This window comes from Arthrobacter sp. D5-1 (assembly GCF_017357425.1).
In the GTDB taxonomy this organism is placed as follows: Bacteria; Actinomycetota; Actinomycetes; order Actinomycetales; family Micrococcaceae; genus Arthrobacter.
In genome coordinates this window covers 1,934,941-1,959,509 of record NZ_CP014571.1, presented here as the reverse complement: position 1 = coordinate 1,959,509, position 24,569 = coordinate 1,934,941, and the positions used below count along the sequence as shown (strand labels likewise).

22 protein-coding genes and 1 tRNA gene are annotated in these 24,569 nt (G+C 63.3%); 8 read left to right on the top strand and 15 right to left on the bottom strand.

Features of this window, described 5'->3' with window-relative positions; all coding sequences use genetic code 11:
- The first annotated feature begins 4 nt into the window (after positions 1-4).
- Positions 5-2,068: a Stk1 family PASTA domain-containing Ser/Thr kinase gene (gene pknB / locus AYX22_RS08960; protein ID WP_207597106.1), complete on the top strand. Its 2,064-nt coding sequence runs from the start codon at positions 5-7 to the stop codon at positions 2,066-2,068.
- Positions 2,069-2,147: 79 nt separating this feature from the next.
- On the opposite strand, the gene AYX22_RS08955 is transcribed toward pknB, so the two are convergent.
- Positions 2,148-3,551: a 3-deoxy-7-phosphoheptulonate synthase class II gene (locus AYX22_RS08955; RefSeq protein ID WP_207597105.1), complete on the bottom strand. Its 1,404-nt coding sequence runs from the start codon at positions 3,549-3,551 to the stop codon at positions 2,148-2,150.
- Between the two features lie 66 nt (positions 3,552-3,617).
- Positions 3,618-4,409, bottom strand: coding sequence for a lysophospholipid acyltransferase family protein (locus AYX22_RS08950; protein WP_207597531.1), 792 nt, complete (start codon positions 4,407-4,409; stop codon positions 3,618-3,620).
- Between the two features lie 109 nt (positions 4,410-4,518).
- On the opposite strand from AYX22_RS08950, the gene AYX22_RS08945 reads away from it, so the two are divergent.
- The 3 genes from AYX22_RS08945 to AYX22_RS08935 are packed head-to-tail and all read left to right on the top strand — an operon-like array spanning position 4,519 to position 6,642.
- Complete coding sequence (locus AYX22_RS08945) at positions 4,519-5,307, top strand: alpha/beta fold hydrolase (RefSeq protein ID WP_207597104.1); 789 nt, start codon at positions 4,519-4,521, stop codon at positions 5,305-5,307.
- Entirely contained in the window at positions 5,304-6,107 is an 804-nt protein-coding gene (locus AYX22_RS08940; protein WP_207597103.1) for an alpha/beta fold hydrolase, read from the top strand. Before AYX22_RS08945 ends, AYX22_RS08940 begins: the two co-directional genes overlap by 4 nt.
- The gene (locus tag AYX22_RS08935) at positions 6,094-6,642 is read left to right on the top strand and encodes a hypothetical protein (RefSeq protein ID WP_207597102.1); all 549 of its coding nucleotides are present in this window, start codon (positions 6,094-6,096) and stop codon (positions 6,640-6,642) included. Before AYX22_RS08940 ends, AYX22_RS08935 begins: the two co-directional genes overlap by 14 nt.
- Positions 6,643-6,674: 32 nt before the next feature.
- Here AYX22_RS08935 and AYX22_RS08930 read toward each other — a convergent pair whose 3' ends face one another.
- Positions 6,675-7,733, bottom strand: coding sequence for an ROK family protein (locus AYX22_RS08930; protein ID WP_207597101.1), 1,059 nt, complete (start codon positions 7,731-7,733; stop codon positions 6,675-6,677).
- A gap of 186 nt (positions 7,734-7,919) precedes the next feature.
- Here AYX22_RS08930 and AYX22_RS08925 point away from each other — a divergent pair, with 186 nt between their 5' ends.
- The gene (locus AYX22_RS08925) at positions 7,920-9,731 is read left to right on the top strand and encodes a long-chain fatty acid--CoA ligase (RefSeq protein WP_207597100.1); all 1,812 of its coding nucleotides are present in this window, start codon (positions 7,920-7,922) and stop codon (positions 9,729-9,731) included.
- Positions 9,732-9,796: 65 nt separating this feature from the next.
- On the opposite strand, the gene AYX22_RS08920 is transcribed toward AYX22_RS08925, so the two are convergent.
- Entirely contained in the window at positions 9,797-13,192 is a 3,396-nt protein-coding gene (locus AYX22_RS08920) for a pyruvate carboxylase (protein WP_207597099.1), read from the bottom strand.
- 302 nt (positions 13,193-13,494) lie between these two features.
- Here AYX22_RS08920 and AYX22_RS08915 point away from each other — a divergent pair, with 302 nt between their 5' ends.
- On the top strand, positions 13,495-14,304 hold the full coding sequence (locus tag AYX22_RS08915; RefSeq protein WP_207597098.1) for a ParA family protein: 810 nt from the start codon (positions 13,495-13,497) through the stop codon (positions 14,302-14,304).
- Positions 14,305-14,452: 148 nt separating this feature from the next.
- Here the strand turns inward: AYX22_RS08915 and AYX22_RS08910 are convergent, their stop codons facing one another.
- From AYX22_RS08910 to gcvH, 5 genes are all read right to left on the bottom strand, one after another.
- Positions 14,453-15,046, bottom strand: coding sequence for a MerR family transcriptional regulator (locus tag AYX22_RS08910; protein ID WP_026542483.1), 594 nt, complete (start codon positions 15,044-15,046; stop codon positions 14,453-14,455).
- A gap of 235 nt (positions 15,047-15,281) precedes the next feature.
- Positions 15,282-15,785, bottom strand: coding sequence for a bifunctional nuclease family protein (locus AYX22_RS08905; RefSeq protein WP_026548570.1), 504 nt, complete (start codon positions 15,783-15,785; stop codon positions 15,282-15,284).
- Positions 15,785-16,501 carry a MerR family transcriptional regulator gene (locus AYX22_RS08900; protein WP_207597530.1) on the bottom strand — a complete coding sequence of 239 codons (717 nt, stop codon included), beginning with the start codon at positions 16,499-16,501 and terminating at the stop codon, positions 15,785-15,787. Before AYX22_RS08900 ends, AYX22_RS08905 begins: the two co-directional genes overlap by 1 nt.
- 20 nt (positions 16,502-16,521) lie before the next feature.
- The gene (locus AYX22_RS08895) at positions 16,522-16,998 is read right to left on the bottom strand and encodes an FHA domain-containing protein (RefSeq protein WP_089594479.1); all 477 of its coding nucleotides are present in this window, start codon (positions 16,996-16,998) and stop codon (positions 16,522-16,524) included.
- A gap of 138 nt (positions 16,999-17,136) precedes the next feature.
- A complete protein-coding gene (gene gcvH / locus AYX22_RS08890; RefSeq protein ID WP_089594478.1) occupies positions 17,137-17,523 on the bottom strand; it encodes a glycine cleavage system protein GcvH in 387 nt (128 codons plus the stop codon).
- Positions 17,524-17,639: 116 nt separating this feature from the next.
- Here gcvH and AYX22_RS08885 point away from each other — a divergent pair, with 116 nt between their 5' ends.
- Entirely contained in the window at positions 17,640-18,221 is a 582-nt protein-coding gene (locus AYX22_RS08885) for a hypothetical protein (protein WP_207597097.1), read from the top strand.
- Between the two features lie 69 nt (positions 18,222-18,290).
- Here AYX22_RS08885 and AYX22_RS08880 read toward each other — a convergent pair whose 3' ends face one another.
- Entirely contained in the window at positions 18,291-19,499 is a 1,209-nt protein-coding gene (locus AYX22_RS08880; RefSeq protein ID WP_207597096.1) for an MFS transporter, read from the bottom strand.
- Between the two features lie 170 nt (positions 19,500-19,669).
- Between AYX22_RS08880 and AYX22_RS08875 the strand changes: the two genes are divergently transcribed.
- Entirely contained in the window at positions 19,670-20,116 is a 447-nt protein-coding gene (locus AYX22_RS08875) for a MarR family transcriptional regulator (RefSeq protein WP_207597095.1), read from the top strand.
- Between the two features lie 123 nt (positions 20,117-20,239).
- Here AYX22_RS08875 and AYX22_RS08870 read toward each other — a convergent pair.
- The 5 genes from AYX22_RS08870 to AYX22_RS08850 all read right to left on the bottom strand — a co-directional run bounded on the left by AYX22_RS08870 (position 20,240) and on the right by AYX22_RS08850 (position 24,568).
- Positions 20,240-20,313 (bottom strand) — tRNA-Pro (locus tag AYX22_RS08870).
- Positions 20,314-20,454: 141 nt separating this feature from the next.
- Complete coding sequence (der, locus tag AYX22_RS08865; RefSeq protein WP_207597094.1) at positions 20,455-22,005, bottom strand: ribosome biogenesis GTPase Der; 1,551 nt, start codon at positions 22,003-22,005, stop codon at positions 20,455-20,457.
- A gap of 10 nt (positions 22,006-22,015) precedes the next feature.
- Entirely contained in the window at positions 22,016-22,759 is a 744-nt protein-coding gene (locus tag AYX22_RS08860) for a lysophospholipid acyltransferase family protein (protein ID WP_207597093.1), read from the bottom strand.
- Complete coding sequence (cmk, locus tag AYX22_RS08855; RefSeq protein WP_207597092.1) at positions 22,749-23,462, bottom strand: (d)CMP kinase; 714 nt, start codon at positions 23,460-23,462, stop codon at positions 22,749-22,751. The genes AYX22_RS08860 and cmk overlap by 11 nt, the downstream gene beginning before the upstream one ends.
- Positions 23,462-24,568: a prephenate dehydrogenase gene (locus tag AYX22_RS08850; protein ID WP_207597091.1), complete on the bottom strand. Its 1,107-nt coding sequence runs from the start codon at positions 24,566-24,568 to the stop codon at positions 23,462-23,464. Before AYX22_RS08850 ends, cmk begins: the two co-directional genes overlap by 1 nt.
- Between the last annotated feature and the right edge of the window lies 1 nt (position 24,569).

The following is a 24,569-nucleotide window of genomic DNA, read 5'->3' as shown; positions in this document are numbered from 1 at the left end:
TCGTATGGTGCAAGAACCAACGCAGGACCAGCTCATTGGGACCATGGTGGACAGCCGATACTTGGTCCGTTCCCGCCTCGCCAAGGGCGGAATGTCCACCGTCTACCTGGCCACGGACCAGCGCCTTGAGCGCGACGTGGCCCTCAAAGTCCTGCACCCACACCTGGCAAACGATCCCACCTTCCTGCAGCGGCTGAGCCGCGAGGCAAAAGCCGCCGCCAGCCTTTCCCACCCCCATATTGTGGGCGTACTGGACCAAGGCGAAGACGGCCACATCGCCTACCTGGTGATGGAATTCGTCAAGGGCCACACCCTCCGCGACGTCCTTATCGAGCAAGGCATCCTGGCACCGAGGCTTGCTCTTGCACTGATCGATCCCGTCATCGAAGGACTGGCCGCTGCCCATAGCTCCGGCTTGATCCACCGGGACATCAAACCCGAGAACGTCCTGATCGCCGACGACGGCCGGATCAAGGTGGGTGATTTTGGCCTGGCCCGGGCGGTCTCGGCCAATACCAGCACCGGCGCCCTGATCGGCACTGTGGCTTATCTGGCTCCTGAACTGGTTCTTGGGCAACCCGCGGATGCCCGCAGCGATATCTACTCGGCGGGCATCATGCTCTACGAAATGCTGACCGGCAAACAGCCCTACGCCGGCGACTCCCCCATCCAGGTGGCCTACCAGCACGTCAACGCGGTGGTGGGACGACCGTCGGACGTTGTTCCCGGATTGGCCGAAGACCTTGACGAACTGGTTCAGTGGTGCACGGCGGCAGATGCCGAGAACAGGCCTGTGGACGGCGCTGCCCTCCTGGCCGAACTCCGCCACATCAGAACCACGCTGACCGACCAACAGTTGGACCACCGGCAAGCCCCGGGACCCAACCCACACCCCGCGGTATCGGCTTCCACCGCGCTCGGTGGCGGCGCCGGTAGTCCAACGGAAACGCTGGCAACCACGGCGTCACCTACCGAGTTCATCAGCCACCAGAGCAACCCGACCACCATCATGGCCGCCGGTGGTTCAGCGATCCAGCACGCGAGGACTGCGACAGGCGGGGATGCTGGGCAGGACCTTGGCCGTCCCGGCAAGCGTGAGCTGAAGAGGCTCGAGAGGCAACAGACCAAAGACCGCGCCCGCGCTGCAGCGACCCCTGTCCGCCCCCTCAGGGAAGGCAATCCCCGCCGTCGTGGCGTGATCTGGGCCATCGTGATCGTCATCCTGGCGATGCTCGCGGCTGCAGCCGGGTGGTTCTTCGGCATGGGGCCCGGTTCACCCGGGACTGTACCCGACGTCAAGAACAAGACTGTTGCCGAGGCACAGCAACTCCTCCGGACTGCTGGTTTCCAATCGGAACCGCGCGACGTCTTCGACGACGACATCCTGGCCGGACTCGCGGTCGGAACCGAGCCCGAATCCGGCGCAGAAGTACGGAAGTTCCAGCCCATTACCCTTTTCGTCTCCAAGGGGGCCCAGCTCTTCCCCTTGCCCGACTTGACCGGCGGCACCCTGGACGAGGCCAAGACGGCACTCAATGCCGCGGAAATGGCCTTGGGGAACGTCACCGAAGCCTTCGACGAGAAAGTACCTGCCGGCGTCGTGATTGCCCAGGACCCGGCCAAGGGCACTGAAGTCCGGCACGGTACGCCTGTGGCCCTGGAAGTTTCCAAGGGTCCGCAGCCGATTCCCGTGCCGGACGTTCGCGGCAAAACACAGGATGCCGCAGTCAAGGCCCTCCAGGACGCCGGGCTCAAAGCAGTGATTGCTCCGGAAACGGTCAATGACAAGTCGGTCCCCAAGGGCGCAGTGGTCTCCCAGTCACCGGCCAACGGCACCCTCATCCGAGGCGAGTCCGTGACGCTGACCGTGTCCAAGGGGCCCAAAATGCTGAAGGTTCCCAGCTTCATTGGCAAACAGGCCGATGAGGCTGAGAAGGAGTTGAAGAAGTTGGGCTTCAAGGTGGAAGTCAACAAGATCCTCGGCGGTTTCTTCGGTACCGTCCGTGACCAGAGCCCCGTCAATACTGAAGTACCGGAAGATTCGGTTATTACGCTGACAGTCGTCTAGCAGCCCCACTCCAGTTACCTGAATACATCAAAAAGGCGCGGTCCGGAGACATCCGGACCGCGCCTTTCGTTCTGGTTTCCTACCGCTTGGAGAGGGCTCCTGCCACCAGGAAGGCCATCTCAAGGGACTGCATGTGGTTGAGGCGGGGATCGCACACTGACTCGTAACGGTCCAGGAAAGCGTCCTGATCGATGGGATCGGCACCGCCCAGGCACTCAGCGACGTCGTCGCCGGTCATTTCGACGTGAAGGCCGCCGGGGACGGTACCCAACGAGTGGTGGACCTCGAAGAAGCCACGGACTTCATCAATGACGTCGTCGAAGTTGCGGGTCTTGTAGCCGTTCGGTGACGTGACAGTGTTGCCATGCATGGGATCGGTGACCCACAGCACCTGTGCCCCTGAGGCCGTGACGCGCTCGACGACGGCAGGCAGCTTTTCCCGGATGTTCGTCGCACCCATGCGCGTGATGAACGTCAGGCGGCCCGGTTCCCGGTTGGGGTCCAGCTTGTCGATCAAGCGCAAAGCATCGTCACCGCTGGTGGTTGGCCCAAGCTTGACGCCGATCGGGTTCCGCACACGGGAGAGGAAGTCGACATGTGCATGGTCCAGTTCACGGGTCCGCTCGCCGATCCACAGGAAATGTGAGGAGGTGTCGTAGGGCAGGCCGGTGCGGGAATCGATGCGGGTGAGGGCACGCTCATAGTCGAGAAGCAACGCTTCGTGGCTGGCGAAGAACTCCACCCTCTTCAGTGCCTCGAAGTCGGCACCACAAGAGTCCATGAAGCTGATGGCACGGTCGATATCGCGTGCCAGCGACTCGTAACGGGCGTGCGCCGGGTTTTCCGTGAAGCCCTTGTTCCACTGGTGGACGAGTCGAAGGTCCGCGAAGCCACCCTGGGTGAACGCACGAATGAGGTTCAGAGTGGAAGCAGAGGTGTGGTAGGCCTTCAGCATGCGGCCGGCGTCGTGGGCGCGGGACTCCGGGGTGAAGTCGTAGCCGTTGACGATGTCGCCGCGGTAGGCGGGAAGTGTCACGCCGTCGCGGGTCTCGTCGTTGGACGAGCGCGGCTTGGCAAACTGGCCCGCCATGCGGCCCATCTTGATGACGGGCATGGCAGCACCGTACGTGAGCACCACTGCCATCTGCAGGATGGTCTTTACGCGGGCGCTGATCTTGTCCGCGGTGGCGGCCTCAAAGGTCTCAGCGCAATCGCCGCCCTGCAGGAGGAAAGCCTTGCCCTGTGCCGCAGCGGCCAGTCGCTCCCGAAGAACGTCCACTTCGCCTGCGAAGACCAGCGGCGGCACCACGGAAAGTTCCTTGACGGAAGCCTCGAAAACGCCGGCGTCCGACCAAGTGGGCTGCTGTGAAATCGGCAGGTCCCGCCAGGCGTCGAGCCCGGGATAGTTCGCTGCCCCGCTTTGGGCGGTGCTGGCAAGGGGATCTGCTGTGGAGGATGCGGTGTTCGCGGTTAGCTCAGTCACCCTTCAAGAGTAGTAGCCTCCGGCGTGGTTCCGGGACAGTGGGCGTAACCGATGCTGCCGCCCGCGTCACAGTTTCTGCGATGTCCCGTCCCCGCCGCTCCCAGGTTCATCCCTGTCCTCAGCGATGTCTTCGGTGACCTCCTCTGTCACCTCAAGCTGGTGGACAGGCTCCGGGCCCTTGCCGGCCAATTGGGCCTTGACCACGGCGGCATACTCATCGACGTATTCCTGGCCGGAGAGACGCATCAGGGCGTACATGATTTCGTCCGTCACTGCGCGCTGGATCAGGCGGTCGTCCTCCATGCCGTAGTAGCGGCTGAAGTCCAGGGGTTGTCCAAAGATGATGCCGACCCGGCGGATGCTGGGGAGCCGCTTACCGATGGGCTGGACTTTCTCCGTGCCGATCATGGCGACCGGCACCACGGGGACCCTGGTTTGCAAGGCGAGCCGCGCTACACCCACCTTGCCGCGGTAGAGCCGGGCGTCCGGGCTGCGGGTGCCTTCCGGGTAAATTCCCAACAAGCCCCCGGAGGCGAGGACATCTTTGCCGGCTTGCAACGACATCTCGGACGCTGCCCCTCCGGAACGGTCCATGGGAAGTTGGTTGCTCAGCCTGAAGAAAAGCGCCGTAAGCCGGCCCTTGAAGCCTTTCCCGGTGAAGTACTCGGACTTGGCCAGGAAGATCACCGGCCGGTGCACCATCAAAGGCAGGAAGATGGAGTCCGAAAAGGACAGGTGGTTGGACGCCAGGATTGCGGCGCCGCTTTCAGGGACGTTATCCAGGCCCTTGACCCACGGCCTGAACAGGAGTTTGAGGATGGGACCCAGGAAGATCCTTTTCATGACCCAATAGAACACGGTTGTCCTCTCACGGCCGACGGATGGCATGCTTCCGGCAACCCGGCCGGCACTCAACTGCAACCCTACTCCAGTGAGAAATCTCCGGAACAGTGACACGATGGGACACATGACGGAACGCCTCACACCTGCAGCGCCGCTTGCCTTCCACCATGCCGGGCACGGACCCAATGCCGGCACCGGAGTGGCCATCTGCCACGGATTCACCGGCAGTCCACTCAGTGTCCTCCCGTGGGCGGAGTATCTGGCCGCTCAAGGATTCGCCGTTTCTGTACCACTGCTGCCTGGCCACGGGACCAGTTGGCAGGACCTCGCAACAACGCGGTGGCAGGACTGGTACCGGACTTTTGAACAGAGTTACCTGGACTTGGCCGGGCAAACAGAAAAGTGCTTCGTGGCGGGATTGTCCATGGGTGGCGCCGTGGCACTGCGTGTAGCTTCACAGCATGATGTCCCCGGGCTGGTCCTTGTCAATCCGGGCCTGAGTTTCTATGACCGTCGCGTGAGGTACGTAGCTGCCCTCAAATACGTCATGCCCACCACCACACCCATCGTTGAAGACAAACCGGCTCCGGTCACCACCCAGGATGGCGACTATTCCAAGACGCCCCTGAAGTCAGTCCATGAACTGAAGAAGCTCTTCCGGGCGGCCACTCTCGGATTGCCCAAGGTGCAGGCTCCGGCTTTGGTCTTCAAGTCGTCAGTGGACGAGGTGGTCCCGCCGAGTTCCGTAGCCGCCATTGAGCGCCACATTGCGTCCTCCCGGTTAAAAGTGGTGACGCTTCCGCACAGCGGTCATGTGGCCACACTGGATGTTGATGCGCCTACCATTTTCGAACAATCAGCCAGGTTTTTCCGTCAGCACGCCGGGGACAGAGTAGCCTCAGAGTCATCATGAACATGCTTCCGGATTTCTCGCCGTTCCTCAGCAGTTGGAACGGGACAGGCCCCCGCGTGGGTGTCGTTATGTCCCACGGTTTTACCGGCAGTCCACACAGCGTCAGGCCTTGGGCCGAGCACCTGGCGGCAGCCGGTTATGCTGTCAGGCTGCCCTTGCTGCCCGGTCACGGCACCACGTGGCAGGACATGGCGAGGCGTTCCTGGCAGGAGTGGCACCGCGCAGTGGATGACGCCTACCTTGAACTGGCCGCCGAGTGCGATTACGTCTTCAGCACCGGCCTGTCCATGGGCGGCACTTTGGCGCTGCGCATCGCGGCGACGCGCCCTGTGGCCGGAACAGTGGTGGTCAACCCGGGCTTGGTCCTCGATGATCCACGGGCAGTCATAGTCGCTGCGCTCAAATACGTGGTGAAGACAACGCCGGCCATTGCCAACGACATCCTCAAACCGGACCAGAATGAAGGCGCCTACGCCCGCACTCCCGTTGCCGCGGCGCACGAGTTAAAGAAGATGTACAAGGACACGGCAGCGATCCTGCCCCGCATCCACTCCCCTGTCCAGGTCTACAAATCCAGTGTGGACAACGTGATCTCAGAGGCGAGCCTGGATTTCCTGCGCGCCCGGGTCAACGCACCAGTGGACGTCAAATACCTCAACAACAGCTACCACGTGGCTACTCTCGACAACGACGCCCCGGAGATCTTCGCGGGTACCGTGGAGTTCATTCAACAAACCGTAGCAACCCTGGCCGGACACGGGCCCTCCCCCGAAAAGGACACAGCCCATGAACAGGCCTGATGCCAACTCTGCCGATCAGAGCGCCAACAAGGACGACGACGCCGTATGGCTGGACCTGGTGGCCCGGTTGGAGGGGACTGGAACCTCCGAAGCCGGGAACCCGCCGTCGGCCGGTCCCCTGAACCCGGCTCCCGGAGACGGCGGGCTGCCCCGGCGTGAATCCAGCAAGGCCTTCAGGGATTTCGACCCCTTGGGATTGTCCACGCCGCCCGCTGAAGCGACCGCGGTTCCCGCGTCTTCCGAAGGCGCCGGCCGTCCCTTGGGGCCACGTGACTTCGAGGTCGAAGACGACGACGATGACGCTTTCGTTCCCGAGGAGCCTCCGAGCCTTGCCGGCACGGAGCCCTTGACCATGCTGGCGTGGGTTGGTGCAGTGGGAGGACCCATCGCGCTGCTCTTCACCGCAATGTTCTGGCGGTCTGCTCCCCTTGTTGCGATCCTGGGAATTGTTGCCGCTTTTGTGGCGTCGGTGGTGTTCCTCATCATGCGGCTTCCGCAGGAAAAGAATGAGGACGACGACGGCGCCCGCATCTAGGTGCTGCCGACGCCCCCTCTGCGGCGAACAGCTTAGCTGTGGGCGCGTCCGCTGACACGCGAAAGGTCCGCGGCGCCGATCATGCCGGCACGGGGACCGAGTGCCGCGAGCTCAATCCCCGCCATGGGCCGGAACCCCCTGCCGGTGAGGTTCTTCGCGAACGACTCCCGGGCCGGTCCGGCCAGCAGTTCCCCGGCATCGCAGAGTCCCCCGCCGATCACGAACATCCCGGGGTCAAGGGCAGCGGCCAGGTTGGCCAGTCCCAATCCCAGCCATTCGCCTTGATCTGCAAGGAGTTCGCGGGATGTCGCATCACCTTCCAGTGCCAACGCCGTGACAGCTGCCCCCGTGAGGTTGTCTGCAGTTCCGCCGGCCTTTTCCAAAAGAGCCCGGCCTTCCGGCGAGTTGGTCCGGACAAGTTGGCGGGCCTCGCGCCCCAAGGCGTTGCCGGAGGCATACTGCTCCCAGCACCCACGGTTCCCGCATTCGCAACGGTGTCCGCCGGGAAAGATAATCTGGTGCCCGAATTCGCCGGCCACCCCGTAACGTCCTCGTTCCACCCGGCCATCCATGACCATGGCCCCGCCAATGCCCGTACCCAGCGTCACGCACACCAGCCGGCTCTCACCCTGGCCGGCACCGAAGCGCCATTCAGCCCAGGCGGCGGCATCGGCGTCGTTCGTCAGGAGGACAGGACGCCGCAGCAGCTTCTGCAGGCTGGCCCGGAGCGGCTCATTGCGCCAGGCAAGGTGCGGGCTGAACAGCACCGTCCCGCCGTCGAGATCCATCCATCCCGCTGCGCCGATTCCGACGGAGGCCACGCGGTGCTCGGCGCTGAGTTCGTCCACCAGCTCCACGATGGTCTGTTCCACGGCCCGGGGATCGGCACCGGGAGTGGACCTGCGGGCCTCGGCGAGGACCCGCCCTTCCGCATCCACCACGCCGGCTGCAACTTTGGTGCCGCCGATATCTATTCCAATCGCCAGGCCACGACGGCCCAAATGGCTGCGGCGGGCAGCCCACGGCACGTCCTTCCATGCTGAGGCCGGTGGTTTGGGTCTGGCACGAAAAGAGGACCGTAGTGCGGGCATCCCATCATCTTATTCCGCTGGACTGCGGGCCCCCGCATCGGCGGGTCCGAGGGCCCCCGAGTTGCTTGAAATGACGGCTCATCCGTAAAGTTACTCGCCAGTAGGTGAAATAGGACACACCTCCGCGAGCGGGCATACTAGAGTGAAAGCAGCCCCTCGTGGCCCGTGGATATCAAAGGAGCTACCGTGCGTGAAATCAGTGTTCCTCCCCTCGTCAATATCGCCCCGGAAACCAACATCACGGACTTCGTGATCCGGGAAGCCGGAAAGGCGTCAAACCCAGCGTTGTTCTCCAAGCTGGACAGCAATGGGCAGTGGCAGGACATCCGGGCCAAGGACTTCCTCGCTGATGTCAGGGCCCTGGCAAAGGGCCTGATTGCCAGCGGCGTCGCCACCGGCGACCGGGTGGGCATTATGTCCCGGACCCGGTACGAATGGTCGTTGGTGGACTTCGCCATCTGGTTCGCCGGTGCAGTCTCGGTCCCGATCTATGAAACGTCTTCGCCTTCCCAGGTGGCGTGGAACCTGGGTGACTCTGGTGCGGTGGCAGCCTTCGGCGAAGCCGCACACCACGAGGACGTCATACGCCAGGCGGTGGCAGCCGAGGACATCAGCTCGGTGGCCCACGTCTGGCAGCTTGAGGGTGCGGGGCTGGATGCCCTGCGGGCAGCCGGTGCAGGCGTACCCGACGACGAACTCGAGTCCCGCCGCTCCTCCGCCGGCCTGGCCGATCTCGCCACCATCATTTACACCTCCGGCACCACCGGCAGGCCCAAGGGCTGCGAATTGACCCACGGCAACTTCGTGGAGCTCTCCGAGAATGCCCGCGCGTCCCTTCCCGAAATCATCAATGAGTCGGGCAAGACCATCATGTTCCTGCCGCTGGCCCACGTCTTTGCCCGGTTCATCTCCGTGCTTGCCGTGGCCGGCGGCGTCCAGGTAGCCCATACCCCGGACATCAAAAACCTGCTGGCCGACCTCCAGAGTTTCCAACCGACGTTCATCCTGGCTGTCCCCCGCGTCTTCGAGAAGGTGTACAACTCGGCGCTGACCAAGGCCGAAGACGGCGGCAAGGGCGCCATCTTCCACCGCGCCGTGGACACCGCGATCGCCTACTCCAAGGCCCGCGAGTCAGGTTCCCTGGGCCTCGGCCTGAAGATCAAGCACGCAGTGTTCGACAAACTCGTTTACGGCAAGCTCCGCGCGGCCATGGGTGGACAGGTGGCCCACGCCGTGTCCGGCGGCGGCCCTCTGGGTGAACGCCTTGGCCACTTCTTCCAAGGCATCGGCCTGCAGATCCTGGAAGGTTACGGACTCACCGAAACAACCGCGCCCATCTCCGTCAACACTCCTTCCATGATCAGGATTGGCACCGTTGGCGCCCCCTTGCCCGGAAACTCCGTCAAGATTGCCGACGACGGCGAAATCCTCGCCAAGGGAGTCTGCGTCATGCGCGGCTACTACAAGCGCGAAGACCTCACGGAAGAGACCTTCACCGACGGCTGGTTCCGCACCGGCGATATTGGCGAGTTGGACAGTAACGGATTCCTCAAGATCACTGGCCGCAAGAAGGAAATCATCGTGACGGCCGGCGGCAAGAACGTGGTTCCCGCGTTGCTCGAGGACCAGATCCGCGCTGATGCGCTGGTCTCCCAGGTTTTGGTGGTGGGCGATAACCGCCCGTTCATCGGCGCTCTGGTCACCCTCGATGAGGAAGCCCTTCCAGGATGGTTGGAACGCCACGGGCTGCCGTCCAGCACGTCGTTGGGCGAAGCTGCGGACCATGCGGTGGTGAAAGCCGCGGTGCAGGAACTCATCAGCAAGGCCAACCAGTCAGTGTCCCAGGCTGAAGCCATCAAGTCTTTCCGGATTGTCCCGGCGGACTTCACGGAGGCCTCAGGGCACCTCACCCCGTCCCTCAAGGTCAAGCGGGCCCAGGTCATGAAGGACTTCAACACTGTGATCGAGGAAATGTACTCGTCTCCACGCGCTTCCTAGAGAACCACGACAAAAAAGTACCCCGTCCGGACGTTTCCGGACGGGGTACTTTTATGGGCGGATTGCTAGCTGATCACCAGCAGCAAGTCGCCACCCTGGACCTGCTCCACCGAGGAAATAGCCAGGCGTGAGACCGTGCCGGCTACCGGCGTCGTGATGGATGCTTCCATCTTCATCGCCTCAATGGTGGCCACGGTATCGCCTGCGTTGACGACGTCGCCCGCCTTGACCGTGACCGTCACGGCACCGGCGAACGGGGCTGCAACCTGGCCGGGCTGGGCAGGATCGGCCTTCTCTGCTGCCTTGACGTTGCTGACCACCGAACGGTCACGGACAACCACCGGGCGGGACTGGCCGTTGAGCGTGCACATCACAGTCCGCATGCCCTTCTCATCGGCTTCGGACACAGCCTCAAGCTGGGCAATGAGGCGGACGCCCTTTTCCAGCTCGATGACATGCTCTGAGCCTTGCTGGAAACCGTAGAGGTAGTCACGGGTGTCCAGCACGGAGATGTTGCCGTAGGTCTCCACACTCTTCAGGTAGTCCTTGGTGGGACCGGCGAACAGCAAACGGTTCAGCGTGTGCTGGCGCGTCTTGGAATCCCCCTTGAGCGCAGCGCTGTCTTCGGCGCTGATATCCACATCGCGGACCTTGACGCTGCGGCCCTGCAGTGCCTTGGTACGGAACGGCTCGGGCCAGCCTCCAGGGGGATCTCCGAGTTCGCCGGACAGGAAGCCGATCACGGAGTCGGGGATGTCGTAGTTCTGCGGGTTCTCGTTGAAGTCCGCCGGATCAGCGTTCAAGCCAACCAGGTGCAGGGCGAGGTCTCCCACCACCTTGGAGGAAGGCGTCACCTTGACCAGCCGGCCCAGGATGCGGTCGGCAGCGGTGTACATGTCCTCGATGGCTTCGAACTGCTCCCCCAGCCCCAGGGCAATAGCCTGCTGGCGAAGGTTGGACAGCTGGCCGCCCGGGATCTCGTGCTGGTAGACACGGCCTGTGGGGCCCGGCAGACCTGATTCGAAGGGCGCGTAGACGCGGCGGACAGCTTCCCAGTAAGGCTCCATGGCGCCCACGTTTTTCAGGCTGAGGCCGGTGTCCCGCGGGGTGTTGGCCAAGGCTGCCACCAAGGCCGAAGCGGCAGGCTGGCTGGTGGTCCCGGCAAGGGAGGCAGCAGCGACGTCAACAGCGTCCACGCCGGCTTCGACGGCAGCGAGGAGGGTTGCCAGCTGCCCACCGGCGGTATCGTGCGTGTGGAGATGCACCGGCAGGTCGAAGCGCTCGCGCAACGCCGTCACCAGCTTTGTGGCCGCAGCCGGACGCAACAGGCCTGCCATGTCCTTGATGGCGAGGATGTGGGCACCGGCGTCGACGATCTTCTGGGCGAGGTCCAGGTAGTAGTCAAGGGTGTACAGGTCCTCATTGGGGTCAAGGAGGTTGCCCGTGTAGCAAAGCGCCACTTCTGCGACGGCGGTGCCGGTGGCCCGGACGGCCCGGATGGCCGGTGCCATCTGGTTGACGTCGTTGAGGGCATCGAAGATGCGGAAGATATCGATGCCGGTGGCTGCTGCTTCGTTAACGAAAGCCTCAGTCACTTCCTCAGGGTAGGGCGTGTAGCCCACGGTGTTGCGTCCGCGGAGCAGCATCTGGAGGCAGGTGTTGGGAAGTGCCTGACGCAGTGCGGCCAGACGGTCCCAGGGGTCCTCACCGAGGAAACGCAGGGCGACGTCGTACGTCGCACCGCCCCAGGCTTCCACGGAAAGGAGTTCCGGCATCAGGGCCGTCACCGCCGGACCGGCCGCGACGAGGTCACGGGTGCGGACGCGGGTGGCCAGGAGCGACTGGTGGGCATCACGGAAGGTGGTGTCCGTGACGGCCAGGGCCTGCTGCTCCCGAAGGGCCTTGGCGAAGCCCTCGGGCCCGAGTTCCATCAGCTTCTGGCGCGAACCTGAGGTGGGAACCGGCCCCTCGATCGCCGGCAGCTTGCTGGCCGGGTCTGAGTGGACCGTGAGCTCACCGTTCGGCTTGTTTACAGTCACCTCGGCCAACCACGTGAGCAGTTTGGTGCCACGGTCGGCGGAGATGTGGGACTTCAGCAGCTCCGGGCGCTTGTCAATGAAGTCAGTGGCCACGTTGCCGGCGTTGAAGTCCGGATCCGCAAGGACAGCCTGCAGGAAAGGGATGTTGGTGGACACGCCGCGAATACGGAACTCTGCGAGGCCACGGCGGGCACGGGCCACTGCAGCCGGGTAGTCCCGACCACGGCAGGTCAGCTTGACCAGCATGGAGTCAAAGTGCGGGCTGATCTCGGCACCCGAGTAAACGGTACCGCCGTCGAGCCTGACACCGGCACCGCCGGCAGAGCGATAACCCGTGATCTTCCCGACGTCCGGACGGAACCCGTTGGCGGGGTCTTCCGTGGTGATGCGGCACTGCAGCGCGGCACCCTTGATGGAAACGGTCTCCTGGCTCAGGCCAAGGTCCGCCAGGGTCTCACCCGACGCGATGCGCATCTGCGCCTGTACGAGGTCCACATCCGTGATTTCCTCGGTGACGGTGTGCTCCACCTGGATACGGGGGTTCATTTCGATGAACACATGCTGCCCGGCGCGCTCACCCTCGGTGTCCACCAGGAATTCCACGGTTCCCGCATTGACATAGTTGAGGGCCTTCGCGAAAGCGACGGCATCGCGGTAGAGCGCCTGGCGGATGTTCTCATCCAGGTTCGGCGCAGGAGCGATCTCCACCACCTTCTGGTGGCGCCGCTGCAGTGAACAGTCACGTTCGAAGAGGTGCATGACATTGCCCTCGGCGTCAGCCAGGATCTGCACTTCGATGTGGCGGGGACGCAACACAGCCTGCTCAAGGAACATGGTGGGATCGCCGAACGCGGCGTCAGCCTCACGCATGGCGGACTGCAAGGCCTCGGGGAGGGCTTCGCGCGTCTCCACACGGCGCATACCGCGGCCACCGCCACCGGCGACAGCCTTTGCGAAGATGGGGAACCCAATCTCGTCCGCTGCCGCAATGAGCTCGTCAAGATCCTTGGACGGCTTGCTCGACTTCAAGACAGGCACGCCGGCCTTGCGGGCTGCTTCCAGTGCCGCAACCTTGTTGCCGGCGAGTTCCAGCACCTCCGCGGGCGGACCCACAAAGGTGATTCCGGCTGCCTTGGCAGCACGGGCGAGGTCCGGGTTCTCCGAGAGGAAGCCATAGCCGGGGTAGATGGCGTCTGCGCCGGCTTCCTTGGCGACGCGGACAACCTCCTCCACGTCAAGGTAGGCGCGGACGGGATGGCCCACCTCGCCGATCAGGTAAGCTTCGTCGGCCTTCTGCCGGTGGATCGAGTTACGGTCCTCGTGCGGAAAGACGGCTACGGTCTTGGCGCCCAGTTCATAACCAGCGCGAAACGCCCTGATCGCGATTTCGCCGCGATTGGCCACCAGAATTTTCGAAAACATACTTCTCCTGCATCATTGCGGGTGGATCGGTCGGTGGTCACAGTGTGTAGTGCCGCCAGCATCAAACACAAATCTTTGTGGCAACCATCACAATGGAATCGTCATCTGGGCTGTATATGCGTGCGCGCGATCCGACGGCATGCTATTGCCTGCTTCGTCTCCCGCGGCCGGGCGCGTAGAAAGCGGGATTCAGCCGCGATGCACCATATGATGTTGAGGGGGCTTCGGCAAGCCCCGGCTCCGGCGCTTCCGGAGCCGAATCAGCGCGATACGGCAACCGGCGTTAGGTTTTGGGTTTTCAAGTGCAAGTAGTCAGCATCAGCAGCCTCAAAGGTGGAGTGGGAAAGACGTCCGTGACCACTGGTCTGGCGTCCGCGGCCCTCGCCGCCGGCATTCCTACCCTGGTGGTCGATCTCGATCCCCACGCCGACGCCACCACGGCACTGGGTGTCCAGCCGGGCGGGCAACTGGACATCGGCCGGATGCTGAAAAGCCCCCGGAAGGCCCGGCTCCAGGAAAACGTGGCGGGCAGCAGCTGGGTCTCCAACGGATCAAGCGACGGCACCCTGGATGTCGCAGTAGGTTCGGCGTTCACTGGAATCTACGATCGCCCGGACCTGGGACGGCGCGACCTCCGAAGGCTGTCAGCAGTACTGGCCGGCACCACAGCTTATGAACTCGTGCTGGTGGACTGCCCACCGTCCCTCAACGGGTTGACGCGCATGGCGTGGAGCGCCAGTGACCGGGTGGTCCTTGTGGCTGAGCCCGGGCTGTTCTCCGTAGCCGGCACTGAACGCACCATGAGGGCCATTCAACTCTTCCGGCAGGAGTTCGCTCCCAACCTGGCTCCGGCCGGCATCGTTGCCAACCGGGTTCGTACAGGCTCCGCAGAACACACCTTCCGCCTGGCTGAAATGGAGTCAATGTTCGGTGACTTGCTGCTGACTCCCCACATTCCGGAACAAGCAAATTGGCAGCAGATCCAGGGTGCAGCCCACTCTGTGCACCACTGGCCCGGGGATTCGGCCAAGAACTCCGCCAAGCTGTTCGATGCGCTCCTGGAGAGCCTCCTGGCGGGACAACCATCCCTGCGGGACCGCCGCCAGCGCTAGGTGATGCAGCCTCGCACAGGGGCTGGAGCAAACAGCAGAGCGAGAACCACAGCAAACCTGGTATCGACAAGGAAAGCCTCCTCCCCAAGGGGAAGAGGCTTTCTGTGGTTTAAGACCGGGTCGTGCGGTCCAGTCGATGCGGCAGGGTTCAGCCGATGCGGCGGGCCACTCGCCGCTTGCTCAATTCGTCGTCGGGAAAGGACTGCTCCACGGCGTGTTCACTCGGAAGAGCGGCCAGGCTTCCCTCTACTTCCCGCCATACGCGTCCAACGGCTATGCCGAAGACGCCCTGTCCGCCTTGGACTAGGTCAATGACTTCGTCCGCAGAGGTACATTCATAAACGCTCGCACCGTCGCTCATCAGGGTAATTTGCGCAAGGTCCTCAACACCCCTCTCGCGGAGGTGCTCCACAGCGGTTCGGATCTGCTGCAGGGACACACCTGTATCAAGGAGCCGCTTGACCACTTTGAGAACCAGGATGTCGCGGAATCCATAGAGCCGCTGGGACCCGGATCCTGCCGCGCCGCGTACGGCCGGCTCCACCAGGCCCGTACGGGCCCAGTAATCGAGTTGGCGGTACGTGATGCCTGCGGCTTTGCATGCAGTGGGACCGCGGTAGCCCGCGTCCTCGTCCAGCACAGGAAGGTCCTCTGTGAAGAGTAAACCTTGGGCGCCGGATGCGGGCGCAGCAATGCCGGTCGAGGCCTGCTTCAGCTCGCCTGCTTCGCCTTTCGGACTCACGTGACCTCCTTGTTCTCAGTTCCCTTGGGGACGGTGCATACCCTGGCACAACACTGAAATGCAGCAGTGTAATTCCCACAAGTCCGCACCTTCCAGTGTGACTTGCGCAGGCAGTGTATGCAACGGGAACTTGATATCTTCGACGTTAGGCCCGTCGGGGGCCGAGGTCAAAGACCTTGGCCCCAATTTCCGGTCGTGTCGAAACTTTCACCCTCAACTTTAGGCTTAAGGTCCCTCAGCCCTCGAAGTCTTCGGGTTCCACGTCGTCCAGAAACTCCCGGAAGCGGCGCATTTCGCGCTCTTCGTCCACGCTGGGATCCGGCTCGGAGTCTTCACCTTCGTCGTGTTCCGTGATCCGGACACCGGCTTCTTCCATCACGGCATCAGCGCACCAAATGCGGCACTTGGCCCGGAGCGCCAGCGCCAGCGCGTCCGAAGCCCGGGAACTGACCACGGTGCCGTCGTCGAACTGCAGTTGCCCGTAAAAGATGTTGTCCTCAACAGCAACGATGTTGACGCTGATGATGGAGTGCCCCAGCGATTCAACAACGTCCACCAAGAGGTCGTGCGTCATGGGCCGGGGCGGAACCACTCCCTGCTGGGCCAAAGCAATGGCGCTGGCCTCCGGGGTGCCGATCCAGATAGGTACATGCCGTTCGCCATTGAGTTCGCGAAGAAGCACCAAGGGCTGGTTGGACGGCAACTCTATGCGCACGCCTACGATTTCGACTTCGATCATCAGCTGTCCATCCGGGAGATGCGATCATGGACGAGCGCCCTGTGAAGGGTGAGGCAGAGCTCACTGATCTCGCGGGCAGCTTCTGCTGCGCGGGCTTGGGACGCGGCGTCGCGGCGCGACGTCAGAGGCGCTACGGCCCGTTCCACCAAACCGAACTCACGGTCTGCCGCGGCCTGGAATGGACGAAGGTGCCTCGGTTCGAGGCCGTGCCCTTCCAACTGCACGCAGGCCCGCGCCACTTGAAGGGCGTGCTCGTCGAACCGCCCGCCGACGTGGCTGATAAGCCCGAAGCTCAGCAGTGATTCAAGCAACGGCACGCTCGCTCCCGACTCAGAGCGCAACTGCTCCTCGGTCAGTGCCCTCGCCCGTCCTTGCCTCTCGGCAGCCATTCCGGCCGAAACAGCTTGGGGCGCCACTGTCACGCCGGGTGGCAGATTTTCCGGGCGCTCACCGCGATCAATGGCGTCCAGGTAGTCCTTAATGACTTTCAGCGGAAGGTACTGGTCGCGCTGCAGCGCGAGGACGAAACGGAGGCGCTCGACGTCACCGTCCGCATACTGCCTGTAGCCTGCAGCGGTCCGCTTGGGGTTGATGAGCCCCTTTTCCTCCAGGAACCGGATTTTGGACGCAGTCATGCCAGGGAAGTCGTCACTCAGCTGGGCAAGGACTTCCCCAATGTTCAGGACCTGCGGTCCTCGGCGGTCCGGCTGGGCGATAGCCACAGGCAGGTACCCCGTCAGACTTGGCCTGCTGCGCGGACAGGGCTCAGGTAGTAGGTCAACCGGAACTTGCCGATCTGCACCTCGTTGCCGCTCTTCAGGTGCACACGGTCAACGCGGTCGTGGTTGACATATGTTCCGTTGAGGCTGCCCATGTCCACCAGTTCGAAGCCCGATGCCGTGCGAAGGAACTGGACGTGCTTGCGGGACACCGTGACGTCATCCAGGAAGATGTCTGCGTCCGGGTGCCGGCCCGCAGTGGTGGTGTCCGCATCCAAAAGGAACCGCGCTCCGGCGTTTGGCCCGCTGTGGGCAATAAGCAAGGCCGAGTTGGGCGGTAGTGCTTCCACGGATGCGCGCTCTTCAGGGGCCAGCTTGGGGGCGATGCTTGGCTCGTCCCACGTTGGCGTGATGCTGATGGAGGTGGTCTCCGACGTAGGCTGTTCCTCCGCGCCGTTCCCGACATTGGCTTGATTCTGTTCGCCGCCAACCATGGAATTTCCTCCTCATCTGCCGGCAGTTCAAAAACCTGCCAGCCACTTCCGCATCCCGGTACCGCCGGGCAAATCGGTTGCTGGCCCGCCGTCGCGCTTTTCCCGCTAAGGAAATTCAGCCTGGCGGGCCAGATAACTTTAGCCTACCTGTTGTTCGTACTCTGATGCACTGAGCAGGGAATCCACTGCATCTGCTTCCGCGAGCTTGACCTCAATGAGCCACCCTTCACCGTAAGGATCCGAGTTAATCAGCGCAGGATCGGTGTCCAACGCGTCATTGCGATTAATGACCTCGCCGCTCACGGGAGCATAGATGTCGCTGACGCTCTTGGTGGACTCAACTTCCCCCACCACCTCATTGCCGGTGACTTTTGTCCCGGGCTCAGGCATCTGGGCGTAAACGACGTCGCCCAGGGCATCCTGCGCAAAGTCGGTAATACCAATCCGCACAACGCCTTCGGCATCGGGAGCGGTAACCCATTCGTGCTCCGCGGTATAGGAAAGATCTTCTGGAATATTGCTCACGGGTGGCCTTTCATCGGGACAATGACGAACCTCGACGGCGGCCTGTGCTGGTGGCCACCGCTGAAAGTATAGGCACATTTCCCTGCGCCCAAGGGGGTCTCTGCCATGATTGACCCATGACTGAACAAGCACAAGTACCAGCTCGGAAAAAGCGCAATTGGGGCGTCAAAATAATCCTGATACTGGTGGCATTGCTTGTCGCTGTGGCCGCCTACTTTATTCTGGGGGCCATTCTCCCCCGCTGGTGGTCCGATGTCATTGCCGGCCAGATCAAGCGGGATCTCGGAGCCAGTGTCCTGGTGGGCATGTTCTACGGTTTCGTCTTCACCTTCATTCCCCTCCTTGTGGCCTGGCAAGCCACCCGCAAGGCAGTCGCCTGGCCATGGAAGATCGTCATTCTCCTGGCGGCAGTTGCCATCGCCACCCCGAACCTCCTGACGGCCGGCATTGCCTTTGGAACCTCGGAATCAGCCCACGCAGGCCAGCGGACGCTGAGCGTGGACGCCGGCTTCTTTACAACCTGGACGGCCGTGTCTGCCATTGCGGCAGTGGTGGTCTTCATCGCCGTCACAGTCCTGTGGGCTCTTTGGCGCCGGCGGGGCAAACAAATGAAAGCGCTGAAGCAGGCGGAAAACCAGCGCGTCAAGGCGGCGAAAAGCGCAGCAGCGGAGACGCAGGGACCCACGCCAAGCGCCTAGGCCACCCCACAGAACACGAAGCCCGCCACGGAACAATCCGTGGCGGGCTTCTTTTGCCGATGGGACACCTCAGGCGACGGTAGCCCCGCGTGGCTCGCGTTCGCCGTCGGGCGTGGCAGCAATTGTTGCGGCTCCCCCGCGCTTTGCGGCAGCGGCAGCAAAGACCATGACCAGCAGCGCAGCGACGGTAAGGCCGGCACCGGCCCAAATGGGCGAGGTGTAGCCGAGGCCAGCGGTGATGGTCACGCCGCCCAGCCAGGCTCCGAGAGCGTTACCCAGGTTGAAGGCACCGATGTTTGCGCCGGACGCCAGCGTTGGGGCCGTTGAGGCAAAGTGCATCACGCGCATCTGGAGGCCGGGGACCGTCGCGAAGCCGAAACCACCCATGAGCGCCAGCGAAACCAGCGTTGCGATGCTGCTGGACGCGGTGAGGGCGAAGAAGACCAACACTGCGACGAGCCCGGCGAGGATGACGACGAGGGATTTGTCCAATGCTCTGTCGGCAGCCTTGCCACCGAGGAAGTTTCCAACGAAGAGGCCACCACCGAAGAGCACCAGGAGCCACGGCACGGCGCTGGACTCGAACCCGGAGACCTCCGTCAGCGTGAAGGCGATGTAGGTAAAGGCGCCAAACATCCCGCCGAAGCCGAGGATGGTCACAATGATGGAAAGCCAGACCTGGCCGGACCGGAAGGCTCCAAGCTCACTGCGCAGGCCCTTGGTCGGTTCGGTGCCGGCCTTGGGGACCATGAGCGCGATGCCCACCAAGGCGATCACGCCAATGATGGTGATCGCCCAGAACGTGGATCGCCAGCCGAAGTTCTGGCCCAGAAGGGTTCCGAAAGGCACGCCCAGGACGTTCGCGGCGGTGAGGCCCGTGAACATGATGGCAATGGCTCCGGCCTTCTTGTGCGCCGGAACCAGGCTGGCCGCCACTACCGAGCCGATGCCGAAGAAAGCACCGTGGCACAGTGCGGCGACAATGCGGCCTACGAGCATTGCCGTGTAGCTGTCCGCGATGGCGGACAGGAAGTTGCCCGCAATGAACAGGACGAGCAAGCCCACCAGAACAGGCTTCCGCGGAAGCCGGGTCACGGCCGCCGTGACCAGAAGTGCGCCAACCGTAACGCTCAGGGCATAGCCGGAGATGAACCAGCCGGCTGCAGCCTCGCTGACCTGGAAGTCGGCGGCAACCTCGGGCAAGAGACCCATGATCACGAATTCTGTCAGTCCGATGCCGAATCCGCCGAGGGCAAGGGCAATTAACCCTGCGGGCATGTGAAGCTCCTTATGTGGTGGCTCCCAGGGAAAGTGGAACTGCGCCTCCGGGAACCGTAGAATAATAGTTGCAGACGCTTTATATATAGTTGCACACGCCAGGTACTTGCGCAAGCAACTAGTTTCCGGCGTCCCGATCTACACGACATCAAGTCAGGAGCACAGCAAACATGGGCATCAAGGATGACGCCGTAGAAGTTCGGGCGCAGGGTTGGCGGACCCTTGCCGCCCTGCACGGAAGCATCGAAGGGGAACTGGAGAAGGCGCTCCAGGCCTCAAGTGACCTGTCGGTAGTGGAGTACACGGTGCTGGATGCCCTGAGCCGCCAGGACGGCTGGCATATGCGGATGCAGCAACTGGCCCGCGCCACTGCCCTTTCCAGCAGTGCCACCACCCGCCTGGTCAACCGCCTGGAGGACCGCGGACTGCTCACCCGCATCCTGTGCGCCGACGACCGCCGTGGCATCTACACCGAGCTCACCATCAGCGGACAAGAACTCTTGGAGTCGGCCAAGCCGGTCCACGACGAGACGCTGGCCTCCGCCCTTGAGGCCGCCGCCTCCGTGCCGGAGCTTGAACCGTTGGTGCGGGCACTCGGCGCGCTGCAGAGGGTTTAGCCCTACCCCCGTCACCCTTCGCTTCACCCGACGCAAGCCGACGCTGACGCAAGGTGAAGCGAAGGGCCGGAAACAAGAAAGGACCGGAATCCCGCGTTTCCGCGTGATTCCGGTCCTTCATTGTCGGGCTGACAGGATTTGAACCTGCGACCCCTTGACCCCCAGTCAAGTGCGCTACCAAGCTGCGCTACAGCCCGCTGGTTCCACCGTTCTCCGCCCAGGTTATCCTCCGAAGAGTCCCACCTAAGCAGTCCGGCCGAACCACCTCCAAAAGCTTACACGAAGTTGGAGGTCGGAGACGCCATCACAGCCAAACTCGGCTGTGATGCCCGTCTCACTTAGCGCTTCTTGCCACGCTTCTCGCGGACGCGCATGTTGACCTCGATGGGCGTACCCTCGAAGCCGAACGTTTCGCGGAGGCGACGCGTGATGAAGCGACGGTATCCGGGATCCAGGAACCCGGTGGTGAACAGCACAAACTTCGGCGGACGGCTGGAAGCCTGGGTGCCGAAGAGAATGCGGGGCTGCTTTCCACCACGGACCGGGTGCGGGTGCGCAGCGACGAGCTCGCCCAGGAACGCGTTGAGGCGACCCGTGGGGATGCGGCGGTCCCAGCTCTCCAGTGCGATGTCCAGGGCAGGAACCAGGCGGTCCTTGTGCCAGCCCGTCTTGGCGGAGATGTTGACGCGGGGCGCCCACTCAACGTGCGCCAGGTCCTGCTCGATTTCGCGCTCCAGGTAGCGGCGGCGTTCGTCGTCCAGCAGGTCCCACTTGTTGAAGGCGAGGACCAGTGCACGGCCGGATTCAATGGCCAGCTGGAGGATACGCACGTCCTGCTCACTGAGGACTTCATCGACGGCAAGAAGCACGACGGCGACCTCCGCCTTTTCGAGCGCGGCCTGCGTCCGCAGGGAAGCGTAGAAATCGGCGCCCTGGGCCATGTGCTGGCGGCGGCGGATACCTGCGGTGTCCACGAAACGCCAGGTACGGTCGCCAAGTTCGATGAATTCGTCGACAGGGTCACGCGTGGTCCCGGCCAGCGGATCAACCACGACGCGCTCAGAGCCTGCAAGCTTGTTCAGCAGCGAGGACTTGCCAACATTCGGGCGTCCGATCAAGGCGATACGGCGCGGACCGCCGGAGCGCTCAACGCCTTCCACCAGGGAGAACTCGGGAAGGGTATCCATGACGTGGTCCAGGAGGTCGGCAACGCCACGTCCGTGCAGTGCCGATACCGGGTACGGTTCGCCGAAGCCCAAGCCCCACAGCGTTGCCGAGTCAGCTTCCTGTGCGAAGTCGTCCACTTTGTTGGCCACCATGATGACCGGCTTCTTGCTCTTGCGGAGCATCTTCATGACACCCTCGTCCGTGGCCGTGGCACCAACGGCGGAATCCACCACAAAGAGGACGGCGTCTGCAAGCTCAACGGCCATCTCGGCCTGCTCGGCTACGCGGGCGTGGATGCCCTTGGCATCGTGCTCCCACCCACCGGTATCAACCAAGGTGAAGTTGCGGCCATTCCAGCGCGCCGAGTACATGACGCGGTCGCGGGTAACGCCCGGGGTGTCCTCAACCACGGCTTCGCGGCGGCCCAGGATGCGGTTGACCAACGTGGATTTGCCCACGTTCGGGCGGCCGATGATGGCCAAGACGGGGTCCAGCTTGAGGGGACCTTCGTCGCCTTCGTCGCCGTATTCGCCGCTGAGAAGTGCGGCATCTTCGTCATCGAGTTCGTAGTCGTCCAGGCCGGCACGCAGGGTGGCCGCGCGGAGCTCGGCCTCGTCATCGTCCAGGGCAGCCAGGTTTTCAGCCACCTGGTCGGTGCCGGTGGGCGTGTATTCGTCGTCGCCGGCTCCGTGGAGGCCGGATTTTTGAGTCGTATCGCTCATTGCACTTTCCTTAGGGGTGGTCTGCCGGCGTCCCGGCTACTGCTGTATGGCGGTGCTGCGGAGTGGATTCTCCGGGCGCAGGATCCCGGGGAAGGCCCTGTCCTGTGGCACGGATGGCATCCTGGACGTGATCGGCCAGGGCTGCGCGGATTTCCGCAGCCGCCCTGTCCATTGAAACACGGCCCGGTTCACCCTTCCGGCGCTTCACCGTAAGAGGTTCACCGAAGCTCACGTGGAGCTTGCGGCGCGGTTTGGGGATATGGTCGCGGTGCTCGTCGCCCTGGCGGGTTCCGAGGATGGCCACCGGTATTACTGTTGCTCCGGAGTTAATGGCAAGCCAGGCAACCCCGTTGCTGATGCTTTCGGCTGCACCGCTCCCCCGCGTGCCTTCCGGAAGAATCCCGACGCAGCGGCCGTCGTCGAGCAGTTGCTTGCCGAGATGCAGGGCGGCGCGGTCCCCGGAACGGTCCACCGGAATCTGTCCGGAGCCCCGCAGGACTGAACCAAGGAAGCCCCTGAACATCTCTTTCTTGACGAGGATGTGCATAGGCCGCGGAGAGGCGCCGAACATCACAGGCCCATCGAGGAAGCTGATGTGGTTCGCGGCGAAAATCACCGGTCCGCCGGCGGGAACGTTGCTTTTACCCGCCACGACGGTCCGGTACATGACGTGGTCAAGGAACCACCCGACGGGGCGGCTCCACACTTTGGTCCACGGAGCGGGAAGCCCGTGTCCTTGTTCCTTAGTCGCCATAGATCACCTTGCTGACGATCGCCAGGGCGGTCTCCACTGTTTCCTCGAAGTCCAGGTCCGAGGAATCCAGCGTCACCACGCCATCAGCTGCCTGGGTGAAGTTCACCACCGTGGAGTCCTTGGCGTCACGCTGGATGACTTGGGCTGCCAGCTGCTCTTTGCTCTGGGTGCCACCCAACTGGATGCCCCGGCGCCGGAGCCGTGCTTCCTCGCTGGCGGTCAGGAGCATGCGGACCTCGGCATTGGGGACGACGACGGTGGTGATGTCGCGTCCCTCCACCACCATGCGGTGGTGGTGCTGGGCGATCAGCTCACGCTGGCGGCGGATGAGCTCCGTGCGGGCACCGAGCGTAGTGGCCACAGCGCTGACGGACGAGGAGATCAAGGGATCCCGGATTTCGTCCGTGACGTCTGTGCCATCCACTGCCACGTACTCCGCAGCAGTGGATGTGCTGATCTCCAACGGCATGGCTTTGGAAGCCTGCTCCACTGCTGCGCCGTCCTGGAGGTCAACGCCTGTCTTGAGGCAGTACCAGGTGAGGGCCCGGTACATCGCGCCCGTATCCAGGTAAGCCAGTTTCAAGCGCCGGGCAACTTCCTTGCTGACGCTGGATTTGCCCGATCCGGAAGGACCGTCGATGGCAATGACCAACGGCTTGCCCGGACGGGCTACCGTTTCCGGTCCAAAAAATTCACGCGTCATTACTGGAGTACCCGCCATCCACGGTCAGTCAAAGCTTCAACAAGGAGGTCATGCTTGCTGGGAAGCACGGAAAGCTCCACCATGCCCACGTTTTGTCCCGACGAATGGTCGAGCCGGAGGTCCTCGAGGTTCACGCCAATCTCGCCGATCTCCGTGAGAAGGTGGGCAATCTGGCCCGGTTTGTCGTCCACCAGGATGGTGAGCCACGAGTAGGCCTGCGGAGGTCCGCCGTGTTTACCGGGAATCCTCGCCTGCCCTGCATTGCCTTCACTGATCAGTTGCGCAAGGTCCAGCCGAGCGCCGGGCGCCAACGGCTCTTCAAGAGTTCCGATCAAGCGGTTCAGGTCCTCGCGGACACCGTGCAGGATGGAAACCACCTTTTCCGCGTTGCCTCCCAGGATCTGCACCCAAAGGGTGGGATCGCTGGCGGCGATGCGGGTGGTGTCCCGGAGCCCGTTGCCAGCCAAGGAAAGGGCATGCAGGGGCGTACCTTGCAGCCGGCTGGCCAACAGGGAAGACATGATCTGGGGCAAATGCGATACCAGTGCCACAGCTTCATCGTGTTCGTCTGCCGTGAATTGGGAGACGATTCCCCCAAGATCCCCGGCCAACAACCGGGCAGCCTGAAGCGCCGCATCCGAGGTTTCCTCTGACGGGCAAACAACCCACGGCATGGAGGTGAAAAGCTCTCCCCGGGCAGCCACCGGGCCTGACTTCTCACGCCCGGCCATAGGATGCGTCCCCACATAGCGGGACAGGTCCACGCCACGCTCACGCAGCTGCGCCTGAATGGTCGCTTTCACGCTCGCGATGTCAACCACGACGGCGGATGGGTAGTCCGCCAAAGCCTTCTGCACGACGTCGGCGGTAACGTCCGGCGGAGCCGCGACAACAACCAGCTGGGGTTCTTCACCCAACTCGCCCAACGGCCGTCCCGCTCCGATATCCACCGCGACCGCCTGATTGGTGGGCGAAGGATCGGACAGGAAGACCGGAACTCCGCGTCCGCGCAGGCCGAGGCCAATGCTGGCCCCCAGCAAGCCTGTACCGAGAACGACGACCGGGCCATCGAGATGGCCCCGGCCGTGCGTACCGAATGCCGACATG